Below are 23,161 nucleotides of genomic sequence, written 5' to 3'. Positions count from 1 at the left end.
GTCGCATCAGCTTCATCACGGCCTTGCGCTACATCGTCGACGAGTGGCTCTGGAGTTCGAGCAGCACTGCGCCCGGTGCGATCCCCGCCAAGCTGCGCGCCATGCGCCAGAACATCCGCCGCTTCGTCCTTCCACCCCGCCGCAGCGAACGCCGATATCCTCGCGCCGTTCGCATGACCAAGACGCAGTACCCCATCAAGAAAAATGCCGCTCAGAATTAACTGAGCGGCATTGGCTCCGGGCCGCCTTTTTCGTTTCTGCAGGCGCTACCTACTCTTTCCAGTATTTCGCGACCCAGCGCGCCGGCTTGATGAACCGGAAGGCCCGGTTGCGGCGGCCCGCCAATGCGTCCGGCGGGTTGCATTCGCCGTGGAACACCATGATCCGCGCACCTTCGGGTACGAAGGGCTCTTCCCAGTAGTTGGTCGGCCAGGTCGGGATGCCGTGGTACTTGAAGCTCGGGCACCAGCCCTCGGGCCAGTAGGCCAGCTTGCCCTGCTTGTGGAGCACATCCGACAGGTAGGTCTGCTCGTTGCGGTACTCGGCCTGGACCTTGTCCATGTTGGCGCGGAAGTACGCCAGCACGTCGGCATGCGCACCGAGCTCGAAGCGGTAGACCGACGAATTGCCCGTGATGCGCCCGCGCCGCCAGGGGCGGTCGTAGTCGTGGATGATCAGGAACTCGCCCGGTTGCTCGAAGAAGGCGTCCAGGCTGCCCACCACCACCACGTCGAGGTCGAGGAAGAGGGCGGTGCCGCGCAGCCCGTGCAGGTCTTTCTCGAAAGTGGTGAGTTTTTTCCAGGCGCCGTCGCGCTGGCCGGGGGCGAGGTGCAGGTTGAGCGGCGGGATCGGCAGGCAGGTCACCTCGGGGTGCACGCCATTGCCGTCGTCGGTCAGGCACACGAACTTGAAGTCGCCGCCGAGGTTGCGGCGAACCATCGCGTAGAGCCGGTTGACGTATTCGGGGCCGTATTTGGTGCCCCATTTCATGCAGAGGATGTGGCGCTGGGCGCCTTGCGCTGGCGCCAAGTTCAGTCCGCCTGGTTGCGTTTCTTGTCCGACAGCGGCCGCTTCGCCTTGGCACGCTTGATGGTGCCGCCGGGGGTGAGGCGCTGGTTGCCGAGCACGCGCAGGGTCTTGATTTCGGGGCGCTGGCCGCCGCGCTTGCTGTACTTGACGATCTTCACGTCGCGCGGTCCGGGCATGCGGTCTTCGTCGACCACGCGCTCTTTCTCGGGCTTCGGGCGCCACAGCACGAGCAGCTTGCCGATGTGCTGGATGGGGGCGGCATCGAGCTCCTCGGCCAGCTCGCGCAGCATGGCGTCGCGGGCCAGGCGGTCGTCGGAGAAGACGCGGATCTTGATCAGGCCGTGGGCCTTGAGCGCCGCGTCGGCTTCCTTCTTCACGGCAGGGGTGAGCCCGTCTCCACCGACCATGACGATCGGATCCAGGTGGTGAGCTTCGGCGCGATGCACCTTGCGCTCGGCAGGGGTAAGTTGAATGGCGGGCATCCCCGTATTATCGACCCGTATACGAAGACCCCCATGAGCACCAAAGCCAAAAGCAAGAAAGTCAACAAGGCGTGGCTGCACGACCATATCAACGACCCCTACGTGAAGCTCGCCACGAAGGAGGGTTATCGGGCGCGCGCCGCCTACAAGCTCAAGGAGATCGATGAGTCGCTGGGCCTGGTCAAGCCGGGCCAGCTGGTGGTGGACCTCGGCTCCGCCCCGGGCGCCTGGAGCCAGTACCTGCGCCGGCGGATGTCGCCCGGCGGGGCTGCGGCTGGCGAGCTGAACGGCACCATCGTTTCGCTCGACCTGCTGCCGATGGAGCCCATCGAGGGCGTGACCTTCCTGCAGGGCGATTTCCGCGAAGACGACCTGCTGCGGCAGTTGCTCGGCGTGCTCGCCGGGCGCAAGGCCGATCTTGTGGTTTCGGACATGGCGCCCAACCTGTCGGGCATCCATTCGGCCGATGCCGCCCGCGTGTCGCACCTGATCGAACTCGCCATCGACTTCGCCCAGAACCACCTGAAGCCCGAAGGGGCGCTGGTTGCCAAGGTTTTCCACGGCAGCGGCTACGACGAACTGGTGAAGCTCTTCAAGGCCAATTTCCGTGTCGTGAAACCCTTCAAGCCCAAGGCGTCGCGGGACAAATCGGCCGAGACCTTCCTGGTCGGAGTAGGGTTGAAGGCGCTGGATACGCCTTGATACCGGCCTGAGCAACATCCTTTGCAGCGCAAACCCATGTCAGGCTATGGCTGCATTAGGGAAATGCCAGCTTTTCGTAGCTTGAAAAGCCTAAAATGGGGCGCAATTGCGTACCCACAGCGCGTTTTTTCATTCACCTGTCACGCGCTTTAGCCTGGAGCTTCGTTTGAACAATCAGTGGTTTTCCAAAGTTGCCGTATGGCTCGTCATTGCCATGGTGTTGTTCACTGTCTTCAAGCAGTTCGACACCCGCGGTGGCGTCGGCTCGGGGACAGTCAGCTACTCCGAATTTCTGGATCAGGTCCGCAACAACCAGATCAAGAGCGCCGTCATTCCTGAAGGCGCAGCCGGCGGCGAGATCGTCGCCGTCACCAACGACGACCGCAAGATCCGCACGACCGCAACCGTGCTCGACCGCGGCCTCGTGGGCGACCTGATCGACCACAACGTCAAGTTCGACGTCAAGCCGCGCGAAGAAAGCTCCCTGCTCATGACCCTGCTGGTCAGCTGGGGGCCCATGCTGTTGCTGATCGGCGTGTGGATCTACTTCATGCGGCAGATGCAGGGCGGCGGCAAGGGCGGGGCGTTCAGCTTCGGCAAGAGCAAGGCCCGCATGATGGACGAGAACAACAACACGGTCACCTTCGCCGACGTCGCGGGCTGCGACGAGGCCAAGGAAGAAGTCCGTGAAGTGGTCGACTTCCTGAAAGACCCGCAGCGCTTCCAGAAGCTCGGTGGCCGCATTCCGCGTGGCCTGCTGCTGGTCGGCCCCCCGGGTACCGGCAAGACGCTGCTGGCCAAGTCGATCGCCGGCGAAGCCAAGGTGCCTTTCTTCTCCATCTCCGGTTCCGACTTCGTCGAAATGTTCGTCGGCGTGGGCGCGGCCCGTGTCCGCGACATGTTCGAGAACGCCAAGAAGAACGCCCCCTGCATCATCTTCATCGACGAAATCGACGCGGTCGGCCGCCAGCGCGGTGCCGGCCTTGGCGGCGGCAACGATGAGCGCGAGCAGACGCTCAACCAGATGCTGGTCGAGATGGACGGCTTCGAAACCAACCTCGGCGTGATCGTGGTGGCTGCCACCAACCGCCCCGACATCCTGGACGCCGCTCTGCTGCGCCCCGGCCGTTTCGACCGCCAGGTCTACGTCACGCTGCCCGACATCCGCGGCCGCGAGCAGATCCTCGGCGTGCACATGCGCAAGGTCCCGCTGGGCCAGGACGTGAACCCGAGCGTGATCGCCCGCGGCACGCCGGGTATGTCCGGCGCCGACCTGGCCAACCTCTGCAACGAAGCCGCCCTGATGGCCGCCCGCCGCAATGCGCGCGTGGTCGAGATGCAGGACTTCGAGAAGGCCAAGGACAAGATTTTCATGGGCCCCGAGCGCAAGAGCATGGTCATGCCCGAGGAAGAGCGCCGCAACACGGCCTATCACGAGTCCGGCCACGCCCTCATCGGCAAGCTGCTGCCCAAGTGCGACCCGGTCCACAAGGTCACGATCATTCCGCGCGGCCGCGCCCTCGGCGTGACCATGAGCCTGCCGGCGCAGGACCGCTACAGCTACGACCGCGAGTACATGCTGAACCAGATCAGCATGCTGTTCGGTGGCCGCATCGCCGAGGAAGTGTTCATGCACCAGATGACCACCGGCGCCAGCAACGACTTCGAGCGTGCCACCAACCTGGCGCGCGACATGGTCATGAAGTACGGCATGAGCGATGCGCTCGGCCCGATGGTCTACGCCGAGAACGAAGGCGAAGTGTTCCTGGGGCGCTCGGTCACCAAGACCACGAACATGAGCGAGCAGACGATGGAGAAGGTCGACTCGGAAGTCCGCCGAATCATCGACGAGCAGTACGCCCTGGCGCGCCACCTGATCGAGGAGAACAGCGACAAGATGCACGCCATGGCCAAGGCGCTGCTCGAGTGGGAAACCATCGACACCGAGCAGCTCGACGACATCATGGCCGGCCGCGCCCCCCGTCCTCCCAAGGACTGGACGCCCCGCATTCCGCCCTCGGGCAGCGGTGGCGGCAGCGGCGGCACGCCGGCCGTGGCGACCGACCCGGCGCCCAACGCAGCGTGAGCGCGAATCCGGCGTCAAGCAACAACGGGGCCTCTGGCCCCGTTTTCGATGGCGGACGAACGACTGCTGGCGCCGGCGCCTTCTGGCAGGCCTCCCGCTTCCGCGTCGACCTCGCGCAGCCACGCGTGATGGGCATCGTCAACGTAACACCCGATTCCTTTTCCGACGGCGGCGCCCATGCCTCCACCGGGGCGGCCCTGCGGCACTGCGAGCAACTGCTTAAGGACGGCGCCGACATCCTCGACATCGGCGGCGAGTCGACCCGCCCCGGAAGCCCCGCCGTGCCGCTCGAAGCCGAGCTGGCGCGCGTGATGCCGGTGGTGCGCGAGGCGGTGAAGCTCAACGCGCCGATCTCCATCGACACCTACAAGCCCGAAGTCATGCGCGCAGTGCTCGACCTGGGCGCAGACATCGTCAACGACATCTGGGCGCTGCGCCAGCCGGGCGCGCGCGAGGCGGTCGCTGCGCATCCCTCGTGCGGCGTCTGCCTGATGCACATGCATCGCGATCCACAGACCATGCAGGCCGCGCCGATGTGGGGCGACGTGGTTCCGGAGGTGCTTTCCTTCCTGGAGCAGCAGGCGCAACTCCTGCGCAGGCTCGGCGTCGACGCTTCGCGCATCACGCTCGATCCCGGCGTGGGCTTCGGCAAGACGGTGGCACAGAACTTCGCCTTGCTCGCGCGACAGCGTGAACTGCTCGCCGGCGGCTATCCGCTGCTGCTGGGCTGGTCGCGCAAGTCGTCGATCGGTGCGGTCACGGGCATCGAGATGGCGGGGGAGCGCATCGTGCCCAGCGTCGCGGCCGCCGTGCTCGCGGTGGACCGGGGCGCGGCCGTGGTGCGTGTGCACGACGTGCGCGATACCGTCGCCGCGCTCGCCGTATGGCGCGCCATGAAGGCGCAAGAGTCACGACAACAAACACAAGAGCAGACATCATCAACATGACCCGCAGATATTTCGGCACCGACGGCATCCGTGGAACCGTCGGTCAGGCCCTCATCACCCCCGACTTCGTCCTGCGTCTCGCGCACGCCGTGGGCCGCGTGCTCAAGAAGACGCAGTCGCGTCCCACCGTGCTGATCGGAAAGGACACGCGCATCTCGGGCTACATGCTCGAATCCGCGCTTGAGTCGGGTTTCAACTCGGCCGGCGTCGATGTGGTGCTGCTGGGGCCGCTGCCGACGCCCGGGGTGGCGTATCTCACGCGCGCCCAGCGCGCCAGCCTCGGCGTGGTGATCAGCGCGAGCCACAACGCCTACCCCGACAACGGCATCAAGTTCTTCAGCGCGCAGGGCACCAAGCTCGACGACGCCTGGGAACTGGCGGTCGAGGCCGCGCTGGAAGAAGACCCGGTGTGGGTCGATTCCGCCAACCTCGGCAAGGCCCGCCGCCTCAACGACGCGCCTGGCCGCTACATCGAGTTCTGCAAGAGCACCTTCGCCAACGACCTGACGCTGCGCGACATGAAGCTGGTGGTCGACGCAGCCCACGGCGCGGCCTACCAGGTGGCACCCAACGTGTTCCACGAGCTGGGCGCGGAAGTGACGAGCATCGGCGTCTCGCCCGACGGGCTGAACATCAACAAGGGCTTCGGCGCCACGCATCCCGAGGCGCTGATCGCCGCGGTGACGGCGCAGAAGGCCGACTACGGCATTGCCCTCGACGGCGACGCCGACCGGCTGCAGCTGGTCGACGGCAGCGGGCGCCTCTTCAACGGCGACGAACTGCTCTACCTCATGGTGTCCGAGCGCATCGCGCGCGGCGACAAGCCGGTGGGCGTGGTGGGTACGCTCATGACCAACAAGGCCGTCGAAGTCGCCCTGCGAGGGCAGGGCATCGAGTTCGTGCGCGCCAAGGTCGGTGACCGCTACGTGCTCGAGGAGCTCGACAAGCGCGGCTGGCTGCTGGGCGGCGAGGGCTCCGGCCATCTGCTGGCGCTCGACCGCCACACCACCGGCGACGGCATCGTGAGCGCGCTGCAGGTGCTGCAGGCCTGCGTGCGCAGCGGCAAGACGGTGGCGCAACTGCTCGAAGGCGTCACGCTGTTCCCGCAGACGCTGATCAATGTGCGCATCTCGCCCGAGCAGGACTGGAAGGCCAACAAGGCGCTGGCCAGCGAAACCACGCGCATCGAGGCCGAGCTCGGCGATTCCGGCCGCGTGCTGATCCGCGCGAGCGGCACCGAGCCGCTGGTGCGCGTGATGGTCGAGGCGCGTGACGCGAAGCAGGCCGAGTCCTGTGCCAAGCGCCTCGCGGCCACGCTGGAGCCCGCGCGATGACGGCAGCGGCTGGCGCGCGACCGATCGAAGTCTTCATCGCCGACTACCGCAACGCCGCTCACGCAGCCGCGCTGGTCGATCTTCTGAACGCCTACGCCAGCGACCCGGCCGGCGGGGGCACACCGCTGGCCCGTGAAGTGCTCGCAAGTCTGCCTTCGGCGCTGGCTGCGCGTCCCCAGGCCTTCAGCGTGCTGGCTTACGAAGGCGAGCAGCCCGTCGGCCTGATCAATTGCATCGAAGGCTTCTCGACCTTCGCCTGCAAGCCGCTGGTGAACGTCCACGACGTGGTCGTGCTGCCCAGCCACCGCGGGCAGCGCGTGGCGCAGAAGATGTTCGCGTCGGTAGAGGACGAGGCCCGCAGGCGTGGCGCCTGCAAGCTCACGCTCGAGGTGCTGTCGGGCAACGCGCCCGCGCTGCGTGCCTATGAGCGCGAAGGCTTCGCGGGCTACCAGCTCGATCCGTCGTTCGGCACGGCAGTCTTCCTGCAGAAGAAGCTCTGAGGGCAAACAACCAAAGGAAAAGGGCCGGGGCGAATCGTTCGCCACCGGCCCTTTGTTCTTTACCGCCAGATCAGAAACGCGTCACCGGCATTTCGGTGTCGGCCTTGCCCGGAGCGTACTTGCCCAGCTCCCACTTGGCGATCGCATTGCGGTGCACTTCGTCCGGACCGTCCGCGAAGCGCAGCGTGCGCGCGCCGGCATAGGCGGCAGCCAGTGGGAAGTCGTCGCACATGCCGCCGCCGCCGTGGACCTGCATGGCCCAGTCGATCACCTGGCAGGCCATCGACGGCGCGACGACCTTGATCATGGCGATCTCGTTCTTGGCGACCTTGTTGCCGGCCACGTCCATCAGCCAGGCTGCCTTGAGCGTGAGCAGCCGGGCCATGTCGATCTTGCAGCGGGCCTCGGCGATGCGCTCCTGCGTCACGGTCTGCGAGGCGACGGTCTTGCCGAAGGCCACGCGCGAGGAGGCGCGCTTGCACATCAACTCCAGCGCGCGCTCGGCCAGGCCGATCAGGCGCATGCAGTGGTGGATGCGGCCGGGGCCGAGGCGGCCCTGGGCGATCTCGAAGCCGCGGCCTTCGCCCAGCAGCATGTTGCTGGCCGGCACGCGCACGTTCTCGAAGTACATCTCGACGTGGCCGTGCGGCGCGTCGTCGTAGCCCATCACGTTCAGCGGGCGCACGATGCGGATGCCCTTGGCGTCGGCCGGCACGACGATCATGCTCTGCTGCGAGTGGCGCGGCGCCTCGGGGTCGCTCTTGCCCATGGTGATGAAGACCGCGCAGCGCGGATCGGCCGCGCCCGAGATCCACCACTTGTGGCCGTTGATGACGTATTCGTCGCCCTGGCGCTCGATGCGCGTGGAGATATTGGTGGCGTCGCTCGACGCAACCTCGGGCTCGGTCATGGCGAAGGCCGAGCGGATCTGGCCTTCGAGCAGCGGCTTGAGCCAGCGTGCCTTGATTTCGTCGGAGCCGTAGCGCGCGATGGTCTCCATGTTGCCGGTGTCGGGCGCCGAGCAGTTGAAGGCCTCGCTCGCCCACGGCACCGCACCCATGATTTCGGCCAGGGGCGCGTATTCCTGGTTGGTGAGACCCGCACCGTCATAACCCGAGGCGGCGGCGCTGTCGACCGGCAGGAACAGGTTCCACAGGCCCTGGGCCTTGGCCTTTTCCTTGAGCTTCTCGACGGTCTTGAGCGCCGACCAGCGCTTGCCGGCGGCGGTGTTCGCGGCCAGCTCTGCGGCGTACTCGGCTTCGGCCGGATAGATGTGGTCGTCCATGAATGCCTGGACGCGCTTCTGCAGGTCTTTGGTCTTGGCCGAGTATTCGAAGTCCATCTTTGTCTCTCCTGGTGGGGTGGGGCGGCTTATGCCTTCTGGGCAAACTGCCAGGCCATGTCGGCCATGGGGCGGGCGCCGCGGGCCGAAGCCACGGCTTGCTCGCTCGACGCGGTGCCGGCCTCGACCCGCTTGGCAATGCCTTGCAGGATCGCGGCCATGCGGAACAGGTTGTAGGCCTGGTAGAAGTTCCAGTCCGGCGCCAGCGCCTCGGGCGTGCTGATGCGGGTGCGCTCGCAGTAGCGGCGGATGTATTCGCTCTCGGTGGGAATTCCCAGCGAGGCGACATCGACACCGCCGATGCCGCGCCCGGTGCTGGGCGGCATGTGCCAGGACATGCAGTGGTAGCTGAAGTCGGCCAGCGGATGGCCCAGCGTGGACAGCTCCCAGTCGAGCACCGCGACGATGCGCGGCTCGGTGGCATGGAACATCACGTTGTCGAGCCGGTAGTCGCCATGCACGATCGACACCTTGCTCTCGTCGCGCGCGCTCGCCGGCATGTGAGCGGGCAGCCAGTCGATCAGCCGCTCCATGGCCTCGATGGGCTGCGAAAGCTCGCCCGCACCGTCGGCCGAGGCCTTGTACTGCTTGCTCCAGCGGCCGATCTGGCGCTCGAAGTAGTTGCCGGGCTTGCCGTAGTCGGCCAGGCCGCGGGCGGCGAAGTCGACCGTGTGCAGCGCCGCGATCACGCGGTTCATCTCGTCGTAGTGGGCGGCGCGCTCGGCGTTGCTCATGCCGGGCAGCGACTGGTCCCACAGCACGCGGCCCTGCATGAACTCCATGACGTAGAAGGCACGGCCGATCACGCTCTCGTCCTCGCACAGGCAGTACATGCGGGGCACCGGCACGTCAGTACCGGCCAGGCCGCTCATCACCTTGTATTCGCGCTCCACCGCATGGGCCGAGGGCAGCAGCTTCGCGACCGGTCCCGGCTTGGCGCGCATCACGTAGCTCTGCGTGGGCGTGACCAGCTTGTAGGTCGGGTTCGACTGGCCGCCCTTGAACATCTCGACCGTCAGCGGGCCCTTGAACCCGTCGAGGTTCTTCTCGAGCCAGGCCGCAAGCGCGTCGACGTCGAAGGCGTGCTGTTGCGAGACGGCACGGGTGCCTATGAAGTTGGAGAAGTCCTGGCTCATGTCGGTATGTCTATCTGCCTGTGGTCGTCGTTGTAGTTGTCGTTCTAGCTTTCAGCTTCCGAGACGCGCATCAGCGCCGAGCGGTCGAGCACCACGAGGCCGCCCGGCTCGATGCGGATGGTGCCCTCGCGCTCCATGGTCTTCAGTTCCTGGTTGACCCGCTGGCGCGACGCACCCAGCAACTGCGCCAGTTCTTCCTGCGCCAGTTGCAGGCCGATGCGCATCTGGCTGCCGTCCTCCAGGTTCGGCACGCCGTAGCTGCGCACCAGATGGATGAGCTGCTTGGCCAGCCGCGCGCGCAGCGGCAGGGTGTTGAGGTCTTCCACCAGCCCGAAGAGCGTGCGGATGCGGCGTGCCTGCAGCCGCATCAGCGCCTCGTACAGCTCCACGTGCGAGGCCAGGATCTTCTGGAAGTCGGCGCGCGCCACGCACAGGATGGTGGTGTCGCCATGCGAGTAGGTGTCGTGCGTGCGCCGGTCCCCGTCGAACATCGCCACATCGCCGAACCAGATGCCCGGCTCCACGTAGGTCAGCGTCACCTGCTTGCCCGAGACGGCCGTCGAGCTGACCCGCACCGCGCCCTTGGCGCAGGCGATCCAGTGTTCGGGCGGATCGCCGCGGGCAGCGATCAGGTCGCCGTCCTTGTAGCGTTTGACGAAGGCGCATCGGAGGATGTCGTGCCGCAGCGATGGAGAAAGGGAAGAAAACCAGCGACCACTGTTGATCGCTTCACGTTCTTCGATGGTAAGAATGGGGTCGTCCATTGGTCTGTCCTCTCGGCGACTGGAAAGCTGATGGGTGTCACGGGAGCGACGCCGTCCGGCGCTGCCCCGTCACATGGGTACTTACTCGTACTGCGGCGGCTTCTTCTCGAGGAACGCCGCGATGCCGATGCCAGCGTTCGCGTGGTGCAGGTTGCGCACGAAGTGGTCCCGCTCCTGCGAGAGCTGGGAGGCCAGCGTGGCGCCCTGGGCCTCGCTCAGCAGCTCCTTGATGCTGGCGAGAGAGTTCGGCGCGCGCGCGTTGAGCCGGCCCGCCAGCGCCAGCGCGCCCGAGAGCGCCTGGCCGCTTTCGGTGAGCTCGTTGACGAGGCCCAGCGCATGCAGGCGCGAGGCCTCGATGCGCTCGCCGTTCATGAGCCATTCGCTCGCGAGCTGGCGCGGCAGCTGCCGGCCCAGGTGCCAGCTCAGGCCGCCGTCGGGCGACAGCGCCACGTTGCTGTACGAGGCCGCGAAGACCGCGTCGCGCGCGGACACCACGAAGTCGCAGGCCAGCGCGAGCGAGAAGCCTGCGCCCGCCGCAGCGCCTTCGACGGCCGCGATGACCGGCTTGGGGAAGGTGCGGATCGAATCGATCCAGTTGTGCAGCCCCTCGATGCTCTCGGCCTGCACCGAGCGGTCGAGCTGCCGGTTGGCCAGCAGGCGCTGCAGCGAGCCTCCAGCGCAGAACCATGAGCCTTCGCCCACGATGACCACGCTGCGGATTTCCGCGCTGTTCTCCGCCTTGTTCAGCGCCTCGATGCCCGCTGCGTAGATGTCGGGGCCCAGTGCGTTGCGCTGGGTGGGGTTGGAGATCGTCAGCACCATGGTGCTGCCCTCGCTCGTGCTCTTGAGTTCTGCGGTGCTCATGGCTCGGTTCCTGTGCCTTATTCCGCCGTCATTCTTCTTCGTGCAGCAGGCTCAGGCCCAGCGCGCCGCGGCGGCGCAGCCACGGGCTCGGGCGATAGCGCGGGTCTCCGTAAACCGTCTGCAGGTTGAACAGCACTTCGAGCATGTTGGTCGGACCGTAGAGGTTGCCCATGGCCAGCGGGCCGCGCGGATAGCCCAGCCCCAGCTGCACGGCGGTCTCGAGGTCGGCCGGCGTGCACACGCGCTGCTGGCACATGTCCGCGGCGATGTTGACGATGGTGCCGATCACGCGCTGCGTGACGAAGCCGCCGCTGTCGCGGATCACGCTCACGGCCTTGCCGTCGCGTGCGAAGAGGGCGTGCGCGGCGTCGCGGATGTCGCGGCGCGTGGCCGGGTTGGTGGCCAGCACGCGGCGCTTGGTGGCTGCGTCGTCGATCAGCATGTCGATGCCGACGGTGCGCGTGGCGTCCAGGCGCTCGACGGCGGCCACGGTGGTCACGTCGAAGCCCAGCGGCGCGACCAGGATCAGCGAGTGCGGCGCGGCGGTGGCGCCGCTGTCGATCTGCGCGCCCAGCGTGTTCACCAGGCGCAGCAGCTCGGCGCGGCGTGCCGCGCGCGGCGACACCCACACGGAGGGCGGGCCTTCGACCACTGGCGCGGGCGCCTCTGGCACCTGCTGCATCACGCCGTTGTCGTAGCGGTAGAAACCTTCGTTGGTCTTGCGGCCCAGTGCACCGGCGGCCAGGCGCTGGGCGGTGATCACGCTGGGTCGGAAGCGCGGCTCCTCGAAGTACTGGTGGTAGATCGATTCCATCACCGGGTGCGACACGTCGAGCGCCGTCAGGTCCAGCAGCTCGAAGGGGCCGAGGCGGAAGCCGGCCTGGTCCTTGAGGATGCGGTCGATGGTCGCGAAGTCGGCCACGCCTTCGCCCACGATGCGCAGCGCCTCGGTGCCGTAGCCCCGGCCGGCGTGGTTGACGATGAAGCCGGGCGTGTCCTGCGCCTGCACGGCGCTGTGGCCCATCTGCGTGGCGTAGCCCGCAAGCTGCCTGCAGACCTCGGGCGAGGTCTTGAAGCCCGCGACCACCTCGACCACCTTCATCAGCGGCACGGGGTTGAAGAAGTGAAAGCCCGCGACGCGCGCCGGATGCTGCAAGCCCGCGGCGATGGCCGTCACCGAGAGGGAGGACGTGTTGGTGACCAGCGTGGCGGTCTCGGCCACCACGGCTTCGAGTTCGCGGAACAGCTTGCGCTTGACTTCCAGGTCTTCGACGATGGCCTCGACGACCAGGTCGCAACCGGCCAGCGCCTGGATCGAATCGACCGCCTTCACGCGGGCGATGCAGGCGTCGCGCGTGGCGGCGTCGATCTTGTTCTTCTCGTGCAGCTTGTTCCATTGGGCGGAGAGAGCCTCGCGGCCGCGCTCTGCGGCGCCCGCGAAGCTGTCGAGCAGCAGCACCTCGCTGCCTGCCTGTGCGGCGATCTGCGCGATGCCGCGCCCCATGGCGCCGGCGCCCACGATGCCGATTCGGGAGTAGTTCACTGTCATTTGCTGGAGATTTTCACTGGTTGGGTGGTATCCGGGCCTGCGCGCAGGCGTCCAGGCGGGCACGGTGCCCCTTGGACGCCGCTGTTGCTGTCGAAGCCTCCGATTTTGCAGCCCCGCGCGGATGGGGCGTGACGGGTTTTACGCGAGGGCGCGCTTTCAAGGGGCGCGGCGGCTGCGGTCGATGGCCACGCTCAGCAAGATGGCGATCAGCACCAGAGCCAGGCCGACCCAGCTCATCCATGCACTGGCGTCGTTGGCGAGCAGCCATCCGCCCAGCGCCGCGCCCACGGCCTGGCCGGTGTAGATGCCGGAGCTGTTGAGCGCCACCGATCCCGGCGCGAGCGCGGGCGCCAGGCCCACGAGCCGGGCCTGCTGCGCCGAATTGGTGGCGAAGCAGCCCAGCCCCCATGGAACGAGCACCACCGCCAGCCAGGCCAGCGTGGAGGCCAGCGGCCACAGCAGCAGGCTTGCGGCGATCAGCAGGGTGGTGACGAGCACCATGCGCCCTGCGCCCACGCGGTCGATGAAGCGGCTGACCACCATGTTGCCGACCAGCCCGCAGGCACCGAACAGCGCCCACATCACGCTCAGCGTGGTGGCGTCGGCGCCGAAGCTCTGCTTGAGGATCGGACCGAAATAGCTGAACAGCACGAACTGGCCGGCTCCCTGCAGCGCCGTGACCGAGACGATGCCCATCAGCACCGGACTGCGCAGCACGCGCGACCATGCGGCAGCCGTCAGCGCAGCGGGGCGGATGCCGTTCGGCAAGGTGAGCCACACCGATGTCGCGCTTGCGACACTGAGCACCGCGATGGCCGCGAAAGCCATGCGCCAGCCCAGGTGCCCGCCGATCAGCGCACCGATGGGCAACCCCAGCACCGAGGCCATCGACCAGCCGAGAAAGACGAAGGTCACGGCGCGTCCGCGATGCTCCGGTGGCACCAGCAGGCCGGCGCAGGCAGCGGCCTGCGGCGTGAAGATGGCTGGCGCGATCACCGTGAGCATGCGCACCGGCAGCAGGGCGCCGAAGCTGGGCATCAGCGCGCAGAGGACGTGGCCGATGGCGTACCAGAGGAGGGTGAGGGCGAGGAGCTGGCGGCGGTCCCAGCCTGCCACTGCGGCGGCCAGCAGCGGAGCGCCTATGCACATGACAGCCGCGGCGGCCGTGATGAGCTGCCCCGCCGTGGCGGCGGTGACCGAGAGCGAGGCGCTGATCTCGTTGAGCGTGCCGGGCACGACCATCACGCCCGTGCCGATCACGAAATTGCCGGCAAGCAGCGCCCAGAGCGCCCTCCGTGGCGCCGGCTGGCTCACCGACGGACCTGCAGCGCGCCGGGATTCACGATGTTCGTGGGGTTGCCGTTGATGTAGCTCACGACGTTGTCGAAAGCCTGGCCGAAGTAGCTCTCGTAGCTTTCCTGCTCGACGTAGCCGATGTGCGGCGTGCAGATGCAGTTCTCGAGGCGCAGCAGCGCATGGCCCTGCAGCGGCGGTTCGCTTTCGAACACGTCGACGGCCGCGAGCCCGGGGCGGCCGCGGTTGAGGGCCGCCAGCAGGGCGTCGGCCTCGACCAGCTCCGCGCGCGAAGTGTTCACGAAGAGAGCGGTCGGCTTCATGCGCGAGAGATCTTCCAGCGTGATGAGGCCGTTGGTCTCCTCGTTGAGCCGCAGGTGCACCGAGAGCACGTCGGCGGCGGCGAAGAACTCGTGGCGGTTCTGCGCCACCTGGAAGCCGTCGGAGCGAGCCTTGGCGCAGCTGGCTTCACGGCCCCAGATCACGACCTGCATGCCGAAGGCCTGCCCGTAGCGCGCGACCAGCTGGCCGATGCGGCCGTAGCCCCAGATGCACAGCGTCTTGCCCTTGAGCACCGAGCCGATCCCGAAATTGGGCGGCATCGAGGCCGACTTGAGCCCCGACTGCTGCCAGGCACCGTGCTTGAGGTTGCTGATGTACTGCGGCAGCCGGCGCATGGCGGCCATGATGAGTGCCCAGGTGAGCTCGGCGGGGGCCTGGGGGGAGCCGGAGCCTTCCGCCACGGCCACGCCGCGCTCGGTGCAGGCTGCGACGTCGATGTGTCCGGCGACGCGCCCGGTCTGGGAAATTAGCTTGAGCTTGGGCAGCTTCTCGATGAGCTGGCGCGAGATCTGGGTGCGCTCGCGGATCAGCACGATCACGTCGGCGTCCTTGAGTCGGACCGACAACTGCCCAATGCCTTTGACCGTGTTGGTATAGACCTTGGCTGCGTAGGCGTCCAGCTTGGAAGCGCAGCGCAGCTTGCGCACGGCATCCTGATAGTCGTCGAGGATCACAATGTTCATGGCGTGCCATTGTGCCTCGCAGCATTGGAATGTCGCGCCGGCGAACGTTTGGATACCCGCCCTGCAGCCGCTTGCAGAGCGGTTCGGGCCCGGCGCGGGCTTCAGTTCAAGCTCAATGCAGACGTGCCGAGCGCGGGCCCGTGGCCACGGTTTCCGCAGCTTCGAGCGCGGCCAGCCGGTCGAGTTCGGCGCAGACATCGGCCATGCGGCCGGAGATCACCACACGGTTGTTGCTGCGCTGCTGGCCCTTGCCATCGACCACGCGGACCACTCGCAGCGGGCGTGCCGGGGCTGATGATCCAGAGGGAGCGGTGCCGTCGGAGCGGGCGGTGCAGGCGGGACGCACCGCCACGTAGCGCAGCCCTGCGGAGGACTCGGCGGCATCGAGATGATCCCTGCGGTGGGAGGAAGAGCGGCGAGCCGGCATCAGCCGGTTGGCCAGCGATTGCAGCGGCATCCAGATGTCGGCGATGGCGAGGAGGGCGATTCCCATGTGAACTCCAAGAAAGTATGAGGTTGAACACAGGCAGGATTTCTTGAATCGGCCGCGACAGGGTGATGGCGACTCTTCGCCATACGCCCGCCACCTGTCACTGCCGGATGGGTGCTGTTGCTGTGGAAAGCAGCTTGCCTGGCCTACATCAGCATGGTGTTGCGGATGAGGCCGACCGCGAGACCTTCGATTTCGAAAGGCTCGCCGGGCTGCACGATGATGGTTGGGTAGTCGGGGTTCTCGGCGTGCAACTCGATGACCTGCTTGTTGCGCTTCAGGCGCTTGACGGTCACTTCGTCGCCCAGGCGCGCGACCACGATCTGGCCGTTGCGTGCTTCCTTGGTGGCCTGCACCGCGAGCAGGTCGCCGTCCATGATGCCGGCGTCTCGCATCGACATGCCGCGCACCTTGAGCAGGTAGTCGGGCTGGCGCTGGAACAGCGTGTTCTCCACGTAGTAGGTCTGGTCGACATGCTCCTGCGCGAGGATGGGTGAACCGGCCGCGACGCGACCGATGAGCGGCAGGGCCAGTTGGGCCATGCCCGGTAGCGAGAGCGAGAACTGGCCACCTTCGCGGTGGCGCGTTTCGTTGAGCGAACGCAGCGCGTCGCCCTTGAGGCGGATGCCGCGGGAAGTACCGCTGACCAACTCGATGACGCCCTTGCGCGCCAGCGCCTGCAGGTGCTCTTCGGCGGCGTTGGCCGACTTGAACCCGAGTTCATTGGCGATTTCGGCGCGCGTGGGTGGCGCACCTGTGCGTGCGATGGCGCTCTGGATGAGGTCGAGGATCTGCTGCTGGCGGGCTGTAAGCTTGATGGCGAACTGCATGTGTGGTTCCTTGCGGCACTGGCTGGATATCCAGTGACTGTATTTTTAACCAGTTTTTTGAAGTTGACAAGTCATGGTCAATTGCTCTTCGTCCGAATTGCCGCGCCGCGTGGTGGTTCTGGGCACCGGCGGCACGATCGCGGGCCGGGCCGCCAGCAGCGGCGACAACATCGGCTACACCGCCGCGCAAGTGGGCGTGGCCGACCTTCTGGGCGGCATCGAGGCGCCAGATGGTGTGATGCTGGAGGCCGAGCAGGTTGCGCAGCTCGACAGCAAGGACATGTCCTTCTCCATCTGGCAGCGGTTGGCCCGGCGCTGTGCGCACTGGCTGGCGCAGTCCGACGTGGCGGGTGTGGTGATCGCCCACGGTACAGACACGATCGAGGAAACAGCGTTCTTCCTGCACTCGGTGCTGGTGCCGTCGAAGCCGGTCGTGCTGACCTGCGCGATGCGCCCGGCCACCGCGCTTTCTCCGGACGGGCCGCAGAATGTTCGCGACGCGATCAGTGTCGCCGCGACACGGGGCGCGCGTGGGGTCACGGTGGTATGCGCCGGTGCGATTCATGCCGGCGTCGATATCCAGAAAGTCCATACGTACCGGCTCGATGCCTTTGGTTCAGGCGATGCGGGCCCGGTGGGCTACGTGGAGGAGGGTGAAGCACGCCTTGTCCGGCCGTGGCCGCAGGGCGGCACGCTGCCGGTGGCAAAGCTCTTCGGGGCGGCAGAGGTGCAATGGCCCCGAGTCGAGATCGTGATGAGCCACGCGGGTGCAGGCGGCGCGGTGATCGAGGCGCTTCTTCAGGCTGGCGCCGCGGATCCGCTGCGCGGGTTGGTGCTCGCGGCCACCGGCAACGGCACCTTGCACCATGCGCTCGAAGCGGCCGCGCTCAAGGCGCAGGACGCTGGTATCACAGTCCTTCGGGCAACGCGCTGTCCGAACGGACGCATCCTGCCGAAGACCGGAGATCTGCTTCGCGATGCAGGCGCGCTGACGCCTGTGAAGGCCCGTATCGCCCTGATGCTCGAATTGCTGGGCTGAAAGCAGAACCGCCCCTCGAGAGGGGCGGTTCTGTGTGATCCGGATCGATCAGCTGCTAAGCGCGGACAACGCACGCTGCGTGATCTCGTCGACCGTGCCCACGCCCTTGATGGCGCGGTACTTCGGCGCTGCGGCCGGATCGGCCTTGGCCCAGGCCGAGTAGTAGTCGACCAGCGGGCGCGTCTGCTGGCTGTACACATCGAGCCGCTTGCGCACGGTTTCTTCCTTGTCGTCCTCGCGCTGGATCAGATCCTCGCCAGTCACGTCGTCCTTGCCTTCCACCTTGGGCGGATTGAACTTGACGTGATAGGTGCGGCCCGAAGCCGGGTGCGATCGGCGGCCGCTCATGCGCTCGATGATGTCGCCGAAGGGCACGTCGATCTCGAGCACGTAGTCGAGCTTGACGCCGGCCGCCTTCATGGCGTCGGCCTGGGGAATGGTGCGGGGGAAGCCGTCGAAGAGGAAGCCGCCTGCGCAGTCGGGCTGAGCAATGCGTTCCTTCACGAGATTGATGATGAGGTCGTCGCTGACCAGTGCCCCGGCATCCATGACCGCCTTGGCCTGCAGCCCGAGCGGCGTGCCGGCCTTGACGGCTGCGCGCAGCATGTCGCCGGTCGAAATCTGGGGAATGCTGTACTTCTGGCAAATGAAGGCCGCTTGCGTGCCTTTGCCCGCCCCGGGCGCGCCCAGCAAAATTAGTCTCATGGTGTCCTCGGACGGTTCTTGGATCTTGTGTCGCGCCGAGCTGTAGCCCCATGGCTGGGCTGGGCGGAGTTGCTTCGAGGATAGCATGCGTGCCCTTCGGGAAATCCCGCTGGTGCAGCCGCGCCGACGCGCTGGCTCAGGCGCCGGCGGCTGCGAAGACCGCGCGCACGCGTGCCAGGTCTTCGGGCGTGTCGATGCCGGGGCCCGGCGCGACATGGCTCACATGTACCGCGATGCGATGGCCGTGCCACAGGGCGCGAAGCTGTTCGAGTGCTTCCGTCGCCTCGACGGGCGCATGAGGCAGTGCGGGGAACTGCCGCACGAAGCCTGCACGGTAGCCATAGATTCCGATGTGGCGCAGCGGGGCAGGACCGGCAGGCAGCACCGCGGGTGCGGCGCCGTTGGCGGAGCCGTCGCGCCACCATGGGATGGGCGCGCGACTGAAATACATCGCGTTGCCCTGCGCATCGAGCACCACCTTCACCACATTGGGATTCATGAAATCGACGACCGAGTCGATCTCATGGGCGGCGGTGCTCATCGCCGCTTCGGCGTGCGTGGCCAGCGTGGAGGCCACCGCGTCGATCAGCGTGGGGTCGATCAGCGGCTCGTCGCCCTGAACGTTGACGACGATGTCGTCGCCGCCGAGTCCAAGCTGCTCGCAGGCTTCGGCCAGCCGGTCGGTGCCGCTGGGGTGGTCCTGGCGGGTGAGAACCACTTCGACGCCATGTGCCTTGCACGCCTCGATGATCGAAGGATCGTCGCCTGCTACCACAACACGGGTCGCGCCGGATTCGTTCGCGCGCCGCGCCACGCGCACCACCATCGGCACGCCGGCGATGTCGGCCAGGGGTTTGTTGGGAAGCCGCGTCGACGCGAGGCGCGCCGGAACCAGAACGGTGAAGCTCACAGCCCGAGCTCTTCGTCGGAGAGCGTGCGTGCCTCGTTCTCGAGCAGCACAGGAATGCCGTCGCGTACCGGATACGCCAGGCGGGCGCTGCGAGACCACAGCTCCTGCTTGTCGGGGTTCCAGGTCAACGGCCCCTTGGTGACGGGGCAGACGAGCAGTTCAAGCAGCTTGGTATCCATCGAGCGATGATAGCTTTGCGTCGAGTGCGGCGAAGAATTCCGCGGACGGCGAGAACTCCAGCGGCACGGCCAGCGCATCGGGCGCCTTGCGCCACAGCTTGACGGCGTCCTTTTCGGTGCAGACGAGCGTCTGGCCGTTGCCGGCCGGGCGTTGCCAGTTCTCGAAATCGAAGTGATCCGGCAGCGCGATGGTTTCGGCGAGCGTCAGGCCGCGGGCGCGCAGCATCTCGAAGAAGGCTTCCGGCCGCGCGATCGCGGCCAGGGCTGTCAAGGGCCGGGCTGCCAGGGAGGCCAGGGGCACAGGTTTTCCGTCGCTGCCGAGCGCTTCGCTCGCGAGGGTCCGGGTGGCGGCATGGCCGCCGGCAAAGGCCGGTTTCGATCCGCTGTGCAACACCAGGTCGCAGGGGCGGGGCCAGGCTTCGCGCAGCGGACCGGCGGGCAGCCGCCAGCCGTTGCCGATGCCCCGGTCGTCGAACACGCAGATCTCGATGTCGCGTGCCAGCGCCAGGTGCTGAAGTCCGTCGTCGCTGACGATGACCTGAGTGGCCGGATACCGTTCGATCAGGGCACGCGCTGCATCGATGCGCCGACGCGCCACGAATACCGGGGCCGCGGTCGCATGGTGAATCAGCGTGGGCTCGTCACCCACGTCCCTGGGATCGCCGCCGCCGAGCACTTCGCGGCAGTCATCCGTCTGGCGGCCATAGCCCCGCGATATCACGCCGACCTCGACGCCGCGCGCCTGCAGATGACGCACGACGGCCATCACGACTGGCGTCTTGCCCGCACCGCCCGCAATCACGTTGCCGACCACGATCACCGGCACGCCCACGCGCTCGGTCCGCAGCCATCCGGCGCGATAGAGAAGGCCGCGCACGGCGAACAGCGCGGCGTAGATGAGCGACAGTGGCCATAGCAGGCAGGCCAGCAAGCCACGATGCAGCCATGCCGTCTGCAGGCGCGAACCCGTGCTGCTGCTTTCGCTGCTGCCGCGGGAAGGCACTCAGTGCCCGGCTTGCGCCGTCGACTGGGCCGCGAAGGTGATCTGCATGAGGCCGGCGCGGCGCGCGGCTTCCATCACCGTCACCACGGCCTGGTGCGGGCTGGTCGCGTCGGCGCTGATGATCACCACGCTGTCCTTGCCGCCTGTGGCCGCGGCGGCGAGAGCGGCCGTCACGGTCTCCACGCTGCGGTCGGCCACCGGATTCTTGTTGACCGAGTAGCGGCCGTCGGCCGATACCGCCACGATCACTTCCTTCGGATAGTCGCGCTGCGCGTCGACGTCCGCCGTGGGCAGGCGCAGTTGCATCTCGGTGAACTTGCTGTAGGTGGTCGACAGCATCAGGAAGATCAGGATCACCAGCAGCACGTCGATGAACGGGATCAGGTTGATCTCCGGCTCGTCGCGCGCGCCGTGACGGAATTGCATGCGGCCGCGCGTCATTTGCGCAATGCGTTCAGGTGGCGTGCGAAGCGCTCGCCCGAGAGTTCGAGGTTCAGCAGGTACTCGTCGACCCGGCTACGGAAGTAGCGCCAGAAGATCAACGTCGGGATGGCCACGATCAGGCCGAAGGCGGTGTTGTAGAGCGCGATCGAGATGCCGTGCGCCAGCTGGGCCGGGTTGCCCGAACCCACCGCGCCGCTGACCGGCGATTGCGAGCCAAAGATCTCGATCATGCCGATCACTGTGCCCAGGAGTCCCAGCAACGGGGCTGCCGAGGCGATGGTGGCCAGCGCCGGCAAGTACCGTTCCAGCTTGTGGGCCACGGTGCGGCCTGAGGCCTCCATGGCCGCGCGCAGATCGTCTTCAGTGCAGCGCGGATTGGCATTCAGCGCGCGCAGGCCCGCGGCCAGAACCTGGCCGAGCATCGAGTTGCGTTCCAGTTTTGTCACCACGTCGGGACCGGGAACGGTTCCGTGCGACGCTGTAATGGTTTCGTCGAGCAGTTTCGGCGGAAGCACTCTCACCGTCTTGAGGCTGGTGAAACGTTCTATAACCAGCGCGAGCGCGACGACCGAACAAGCGAGCAAGGGCCAGATCGGCCAACCCGCGGCAACTATGATGGAAAACAAGAAAATCCTCCGGCCCGTAGACTGCAAATGCGCGGCGATTATCCACTGAGCCACCATCGTCACGTGCCTTGTTTTTATGTCGGCAAGGACGCACAGATTCTGTGGATAACTTTGTGATTAACCCGCTGCGCAACGCGTCCGGACCCGCATGGGACGGCCTTTTCGCTGGATCGACTGAATTTTGAGCAGCACTTTTTTCAATGAAATCAATGAGTTGCACGGAAAATCGTGCGCCTGTCCCGCCTTGGGCGCTGAAGGTGGGGACTGTGCTGCCTGTTGTGGAAGAGTGGCATCCGGCCGAGCGTGCGCTTTGTGAACTTGCGTGAACCGAATTCCGCGCCGGGGCCGCGCGTGTGGGCCGTCGGCGCCTTGTGCCGCGCTGTGGCCGATGCGCTCGACGCGCGCTTCAACCCGGTCTCCGTGCGCGGCGAAATTTCCGGCTTTTCCCGCGCCTCGAGTGGACATTGTTACTTCGCGCTCAAAGACGAGTCCGGCCAACTGCGCTGCGCGATGTTCCGCCGTGCCGCCAGCCTGCTCGATTTTTCGCCGCGCGACGGCGACCAGGTCGAGGTGCGCGGGCGCCTCGCCGTCTACGAGCCGCGCGGCGATCTGCAACTGGTGGTCGAGAGCCTGAGGCGGGCCGGGCAGGGGGCCCTGTTCGAGCAGTTCCTGCAGCGCAAGGCGCGCCTGGAAGCCGAAGGCCTCTTCGATCCCGCGCGCAAGCGGGCGTTGCCGACCATGCCGCGATCGATCGGCATCGTCACCTCGCTCGGTGCGGCCGCATTGCACGACGTGGTCACCGCGCTGCGCAGGCGTGTTCCGCACATTCCGGTCGTGCTTGCCCCGGCGGCGGTGCAGGGTGTCAACGCGCCGGGAGAGCTGGTGCGGGCGCTGCAGTCGCTGTATGAACTCGCGTCCGCCGTCGACGTGATTCTTCTGGTGCGTGGCGGCGGCTCCATAGAAGACCTCTGGGCCTTCAACGACGAGACGCTGGCGCGCACCATCGTGCGGAGCCCGGTGCCGCTGATCAGCGGCGTGGGGCACGAAACCGACTTCACCATCGCCGACTTCTGCGCCGACCTGCGTGCCCCCACACCCACGGCCGCTGCGGAACTGGTGAGTGCACCGCGCGACGTATGGTTGGGCGCGCTCGATCTGATCGAAGAGCGCCTGGGCGATGTACTGGGCGGGCGTCTCGACGCGCTCGGGCAGCGGCTTGACCAGGCTGCGGGGCGTCTCGGCCGGCCCTCGGGCCTCGTGACTCGACAGCAGTTGCGTCTGGCGCATCATGCGCAGCGTCTGCGCTACACCGTGCTCACCCGAAGGGAGCGCCTCGCACAGGTCCCGCGTCTGGTCGCCGCCGATTTTCCGCAGAAGCTGGGGCGCGCGCTGGTGCAGCGGCGCGATCGTCTGGAACGCGTGGCCCTGCGCATGCGGTTGCTCGATCCGGCACTGGTCTTGCAACGCGGCTATGCATGGCTGACCGATACACAAGGTCATGCGATCGTCAGCGCAAAGCAACTTGCGCCTGGCGATGCGGTCAAGGCGCGGCTCGCCGATGGCGAGGTCGACCTGACCGTCACGCCGGGCGACTCGACGGGAACGCGTCCGACGCCGTCTCAATAATTACTTCCTAGAATCCTTGATTCCCACAACCAACCCCCGAGAAAAAACCATGGAACATGTGCTCCCACCCCTGCCGTACGCACTCGACGCACTGGCGCCCGAGTATTCGAAGGAAACCCTCGAGTACCACTACGGCAAGCACCACAACGCCTACGTGGTGAACCTCAACAACCTGCAAAAGGGCACCGAGTTCGAGTCGATGACGCTCGAGGAGATCGTCAAGAAGTCCAGCGGCGGCATCTACAACAACGCCGCG

General features: G+C 66.8%; 24 protein-coding genes and 2 pseudogenes. 9 read left to right on the top strand and 17 right to left on the bottom strand.

The features are described 5' to 3' along the window. Positions 1–221, top strand: a pseudogene (locus QMO14_RS28205) (transposase); the annotation flags it as partial. Positions 222–270: 49 nt separating this feature from the next. Here the strand turns inward: QMO14_RS28205 and QMO14_RS28200 are convergent. Further along, positions 271–990 (bottom strand): glycosyltransferase, encoded by a 720-nt coding sequence (locus QMO14_RS28200; protein WP_301511238.1) that lies wholly within the window; start codon positions 988–990, stop codon positions 271–273. A 41-nt stretch (positions 991–1,031) separates the two neighbouring features. Then, positions 1,032–1,511, bottom strand: a complete 480-nt coding sequence (locus tag QMO14_RS28195; RefSeq protein WP_301511235.1) for a YhbY family RNA-binding protein — start codon at positions 1,509–1,511, stop codon at positions 1,032–1,034. A 33-nt stretch (positions 1,512–1,544) separates the two neighbouring features. On the opposite strand from QMO14_RS28195, the gene QMO14_RS28190 reads away from it, so the two are divergent. From QMO14_RS28190 to QMO14_RS28170, 5 genes are all read left to right on the top strand, one after another. Continuing rightward, positions 1,545–2,213, top strand: a complete 669-nt coding sequence (locus QMO14_RS28190; RefSeq protein WP_301511234.1) for an RlmE family RNA methyltransferase — start codon at positions 1,545–1,547, stop codon at positions 2,211–2,213. A gap of 166 nt (positions 2,214–2,379) precedes the next feature. Continuing rightward, positions 2,380–4,299, top strand: a complete 1,920-nt coding sequence (ftsH, locus tag QMO14_RS28185) for an ATP-dependent zinc metalloprotease FtsH (RefSeq protein ID WP_301511232.1) — start codon at positions 2,380–2,382, stop codon at positions 4,297–4,299. Between the two features lie 128 nt (positions 4,300–4,427). Continuing rightward, the gene (gene folP / locus QMO14_RS28180; RefSeq protein ID WP_301511237.1) at positions 4,428–5,246 is read left to right on the top strand and encodes a dihydropteroate synthase; all 819 of its coding nucleotides are present in this window, start codon (positions 4,428–4,430) and stop codon (positions 5,244–5,246) included. Next, positions 5,243–6,580, top strand: coding sequence for a phosphoglucosamine mutase (gene glmM, locus QMO14_RS28175; protein WP_301511231.1), 1,338 nt, complete (start codon positions 5,243–5,245; stop codon positions 6,578–6,580). Before folP ends, glmM begins: the two co-directional genes overlap by 4 nt. Next, a complete protein-coding gene (locus tag QMO14_RS28170) occupies positions 6,577–7,080 on the top strand; it encodes a GNAT family N-acetyltransferase (RefSeq protein ID WP_301511230.1) in 504 nt (167 codons plus the stop codon). Before glmM ends, QMO14_RS28170 begins: the two co-directional genes overlap by 4 nt. A gap of 70 nt (positions 7,081–7,150) precedes the next feature. Here QMO14_RS28170 and QMO14_RS28165 read toward each other — a convergent pair whose 3' ends face one another. The 9 genes from QMO14_RS28165 to lexA form a co-directional block, all read right to left on the bottom strand. Then, entirely contained in the window at positions 7,151–8,422 is a 1,272-nt protein-coding gene (locus tag QMO14_RS28165) for an acyl-CoA dehydrogenase family protein (protein ID WP_301511229.1), read from the bottom strand. A gap of 29 nt (positions 8,423–8,451) precedes the next feature. Next, positions 8,452–9,558 (bottom strand): phosphotransferase, encoded by a 1,107-nt coding sequence (locus QMO14_RS28160; RefSeq protein ID WP_301511228.1) that lies wholly within the window; start codon positions 9,556–9,558, stop codon positions 8,452–8,454. A gap of 44 nt (positions 9,559–9,602) precedes the next feature. Then, positions 9,603–10,322 carry a Crp/Fnr family transcriptional regulator gene (locus QMO14_RS28155; protein WP_093202289.1) on the bottom strand — a complete coding sequence of 240 codons (720 nt, stop codon included), beginning with the start codon at positions 10,320–10,322 and terminating at the stop codon, positions 9,603–9,605. A gap of 81 nt (positions 10,323–10,403) precedes the next feature. Further along, positions 10,404–11,186: an oxepin-CoA hydrolase, alternative type gene (locus QMO14_RS28150; RefSeq protein ID WP_301511227.1), complete on the bottom strand. Its 783-nt coding sequence runs from the start codon at positions 11,184–11,186 to the stop codon at positions 10,404–10,406. Between the two features lie 28 nt (positions 11,187–11,214). Next, complete coding sequence (locus tag QMO14_RS28145) at positions 11,215–12,735, bottom strand: 3-hydroxyacyl-CoA dehydrogenase (RefSeq protein ID WP_301511226.1); 1,521 nt, start codon at positions 12,733–12,735, stop codon at positions 11,215–11,217. 156 nt (positions 12,736–12,891) lie between these two features. Continuing rightward, on the bottom strand, positions 12,892–14,049 hold the full coding sequence (locus QMO14_RS28140; protein ID WP_301511225.1) for an MFS transporter: 1,158 nt from the start codon (positions 14,047–14,049) through the stop codon (positions 12,892–12,894). Next, positions 14,046–15,053: a D-2-hydroxyacid dehydrogenase family protein gene (locus tag QMO14_RS28135; protein ID WP_093202278.1), complete on the bottom strand. Its 1,008-nt coding sequence runs from the start codon at positions 15,051–15,053 to the stop codon at positions 14,046–14,048. The genes QMO14_RS28140 and QMO14_RS28135 overlap by 4 nt, the downstream gene beginning before the upstream one ends. A 112-nt stretch (positions 15,054–15,165) precedes the next feature. Beyond that, on the bottom strand, positions 15,166–15,546 hold the full coding sequence (locus QMO14_RS28130; RefSeq protein WP_301511224.1) for a hypothetical protein: 381 nt from the start codon (positions 15,544–15,546) through the stop codon (positions 15,166–15,168). A gap of 143 nt (positions 15,547–15,689) precedes the next feature. Next, positions 15,690–16,373 carry a transcriptional repressor LexA gene (lexA, locus tag QMO14_RS28125; RefSeq protein WP_301511222.1) on the bottom strand — a complete coding sequence of 228 codons (684 nt, stop codon included), beginning with the start codon at positions 16,371–16,373 and terminating at the stop codon, positions 15,690–15,692. Between the two features lie 73 nt (positions 16,374–16,446). On the opposite strand from lexA, the gene QMO14_RS28120 reads away from it, so the two are divergent. After that, positions 16,447–17,412, top strand: a complete 966-nt coding sequence (locus QMO14_RS28120) for an asparaginase (protein ID WP_301511221.1) — start codon at positions 16,447–16,449, stop codon at positions 17,410–17,412. A gap of 48 nt (positions 17,413–17,460) precedes the next feature. Here QMO14_RS28120 and adk read toward each other — a convergent pair whose 3' ends face one another. The 6 genes from adk to QMO14_RS28090 all read right to left on the bottom strand — a co-directional run bounded on the left by adk (position 17,461) and on the right by QMO14_RS28090 (position 21,279). Next, positions 17,461–18,117: an adenylate kinase gene (adk, locus tag QMO14_RS28115; protein ID WP_301511220.1), complete on the bottom strand. Its 657-nt coding sequence runs from the start codon at positions 18,115–18,117 to the stop codon at positions 17,461–17,463. Positions 18,118–18,253: 136 nt separating this feature from the next. Next, the gene (kdsB, locus tag QMO14_RS28110; protein WP_301511219.1) at positions 18,254–19,027 is read right to left on the bottom strand and encodes a 3-deoxy-manno-octulosonate cytidylyltransferase; all 774 of its coding nucleotides are present in this window, start codon (positions 19,025–19,027) and stop codon (positions 18,254–18,256) included. Continuing rightward, on the bottom strand, positions 19,024–19,206 hold the full coding sequence (locus QMO14_RS28105) for a Trm112 family protein (RefSeq protein WP_301511218.1): 183 nt from the start codon (positions 19,204–19,206) through the stop codon (positions 19,024–19,026). The genes kdsB and QMO14_RS28105 overlap by 4 nt, the downstream gene beginning before the upstream one ends. Beyond that, positions 19,187–20,209, bottom strand: coding sequence for a tetraacyldisaccharide 4'-kinase (lpxK, locus tag QMO14_RS28100; protein WP_301511217.1), 1,023 nt, complete (start codon positions 20,207–20,209; stop codon positions 19,187–19,189). The genes QMO14_RS28105 and lpxK overlap by 20 nt, the downstream gene beginning before the upstream one ends. Next, positions 20,210–20,650: a biopolymer transporter ExbD gene (locus QMO14_RS28095; protein ID WP_301511216.1), complete on the bottom strand. Its 441-nt coding sequence runs from the start codon at positions 20,648–20,650 to the stop codon at positions 20,210–20,212. After that, a complete protein-coding gene (locus QMO14_RS28090; protein WP_301511215.1) occupies positions 20,647–21,279 on the bottom strand; it encodes a MotA/TolQ/ExbB proton channel family protein in 633 nt (210 codons plus the stop codon). Before QMO14_RS28090 ends, QMO14_RS28095 begins: the two co-directional genes overlap by 4 nt. Before the next feature lie 312 nt (positions 21,280–21,591). On the opposite strand from QMO14_RS28090, the gene xseA reads away from it, so the two are divergent. After that, positions 21,592–22,905, top strand: a complete 1,314-nt coding sequence (gene xseA, locus QMO14_RS28085) for an exodeoxyribonuclease VII large subunit (RefSeq protein WP_301511236.1) — start codon at positions 21,592–21,594, stop codon at positions 22,903–22,905. Positions 22,906–22,954: 49 nt separating this feature from the next. Continuing rightward, positions 22,955–23,161, top strand: a pseudogene (locus QMO14_RS28080) (superoxide dismutase [Fe]); the annotation flags it as partial.

This window comes from Variovorax sp. CAN15 (genome assembly GCF_030462475.1).
Taxonomy (GTDB): domain Bacteria; phylum Pseudomonadota; class Gammaproteobacteria; order Burkholderiales; family Burkholderiaceae_C; genus Variovorax.
Note: the sequence above shows the minus strand (reverse complement) of the source record. Positions and strands in the feature narration are given on the sequence as shown.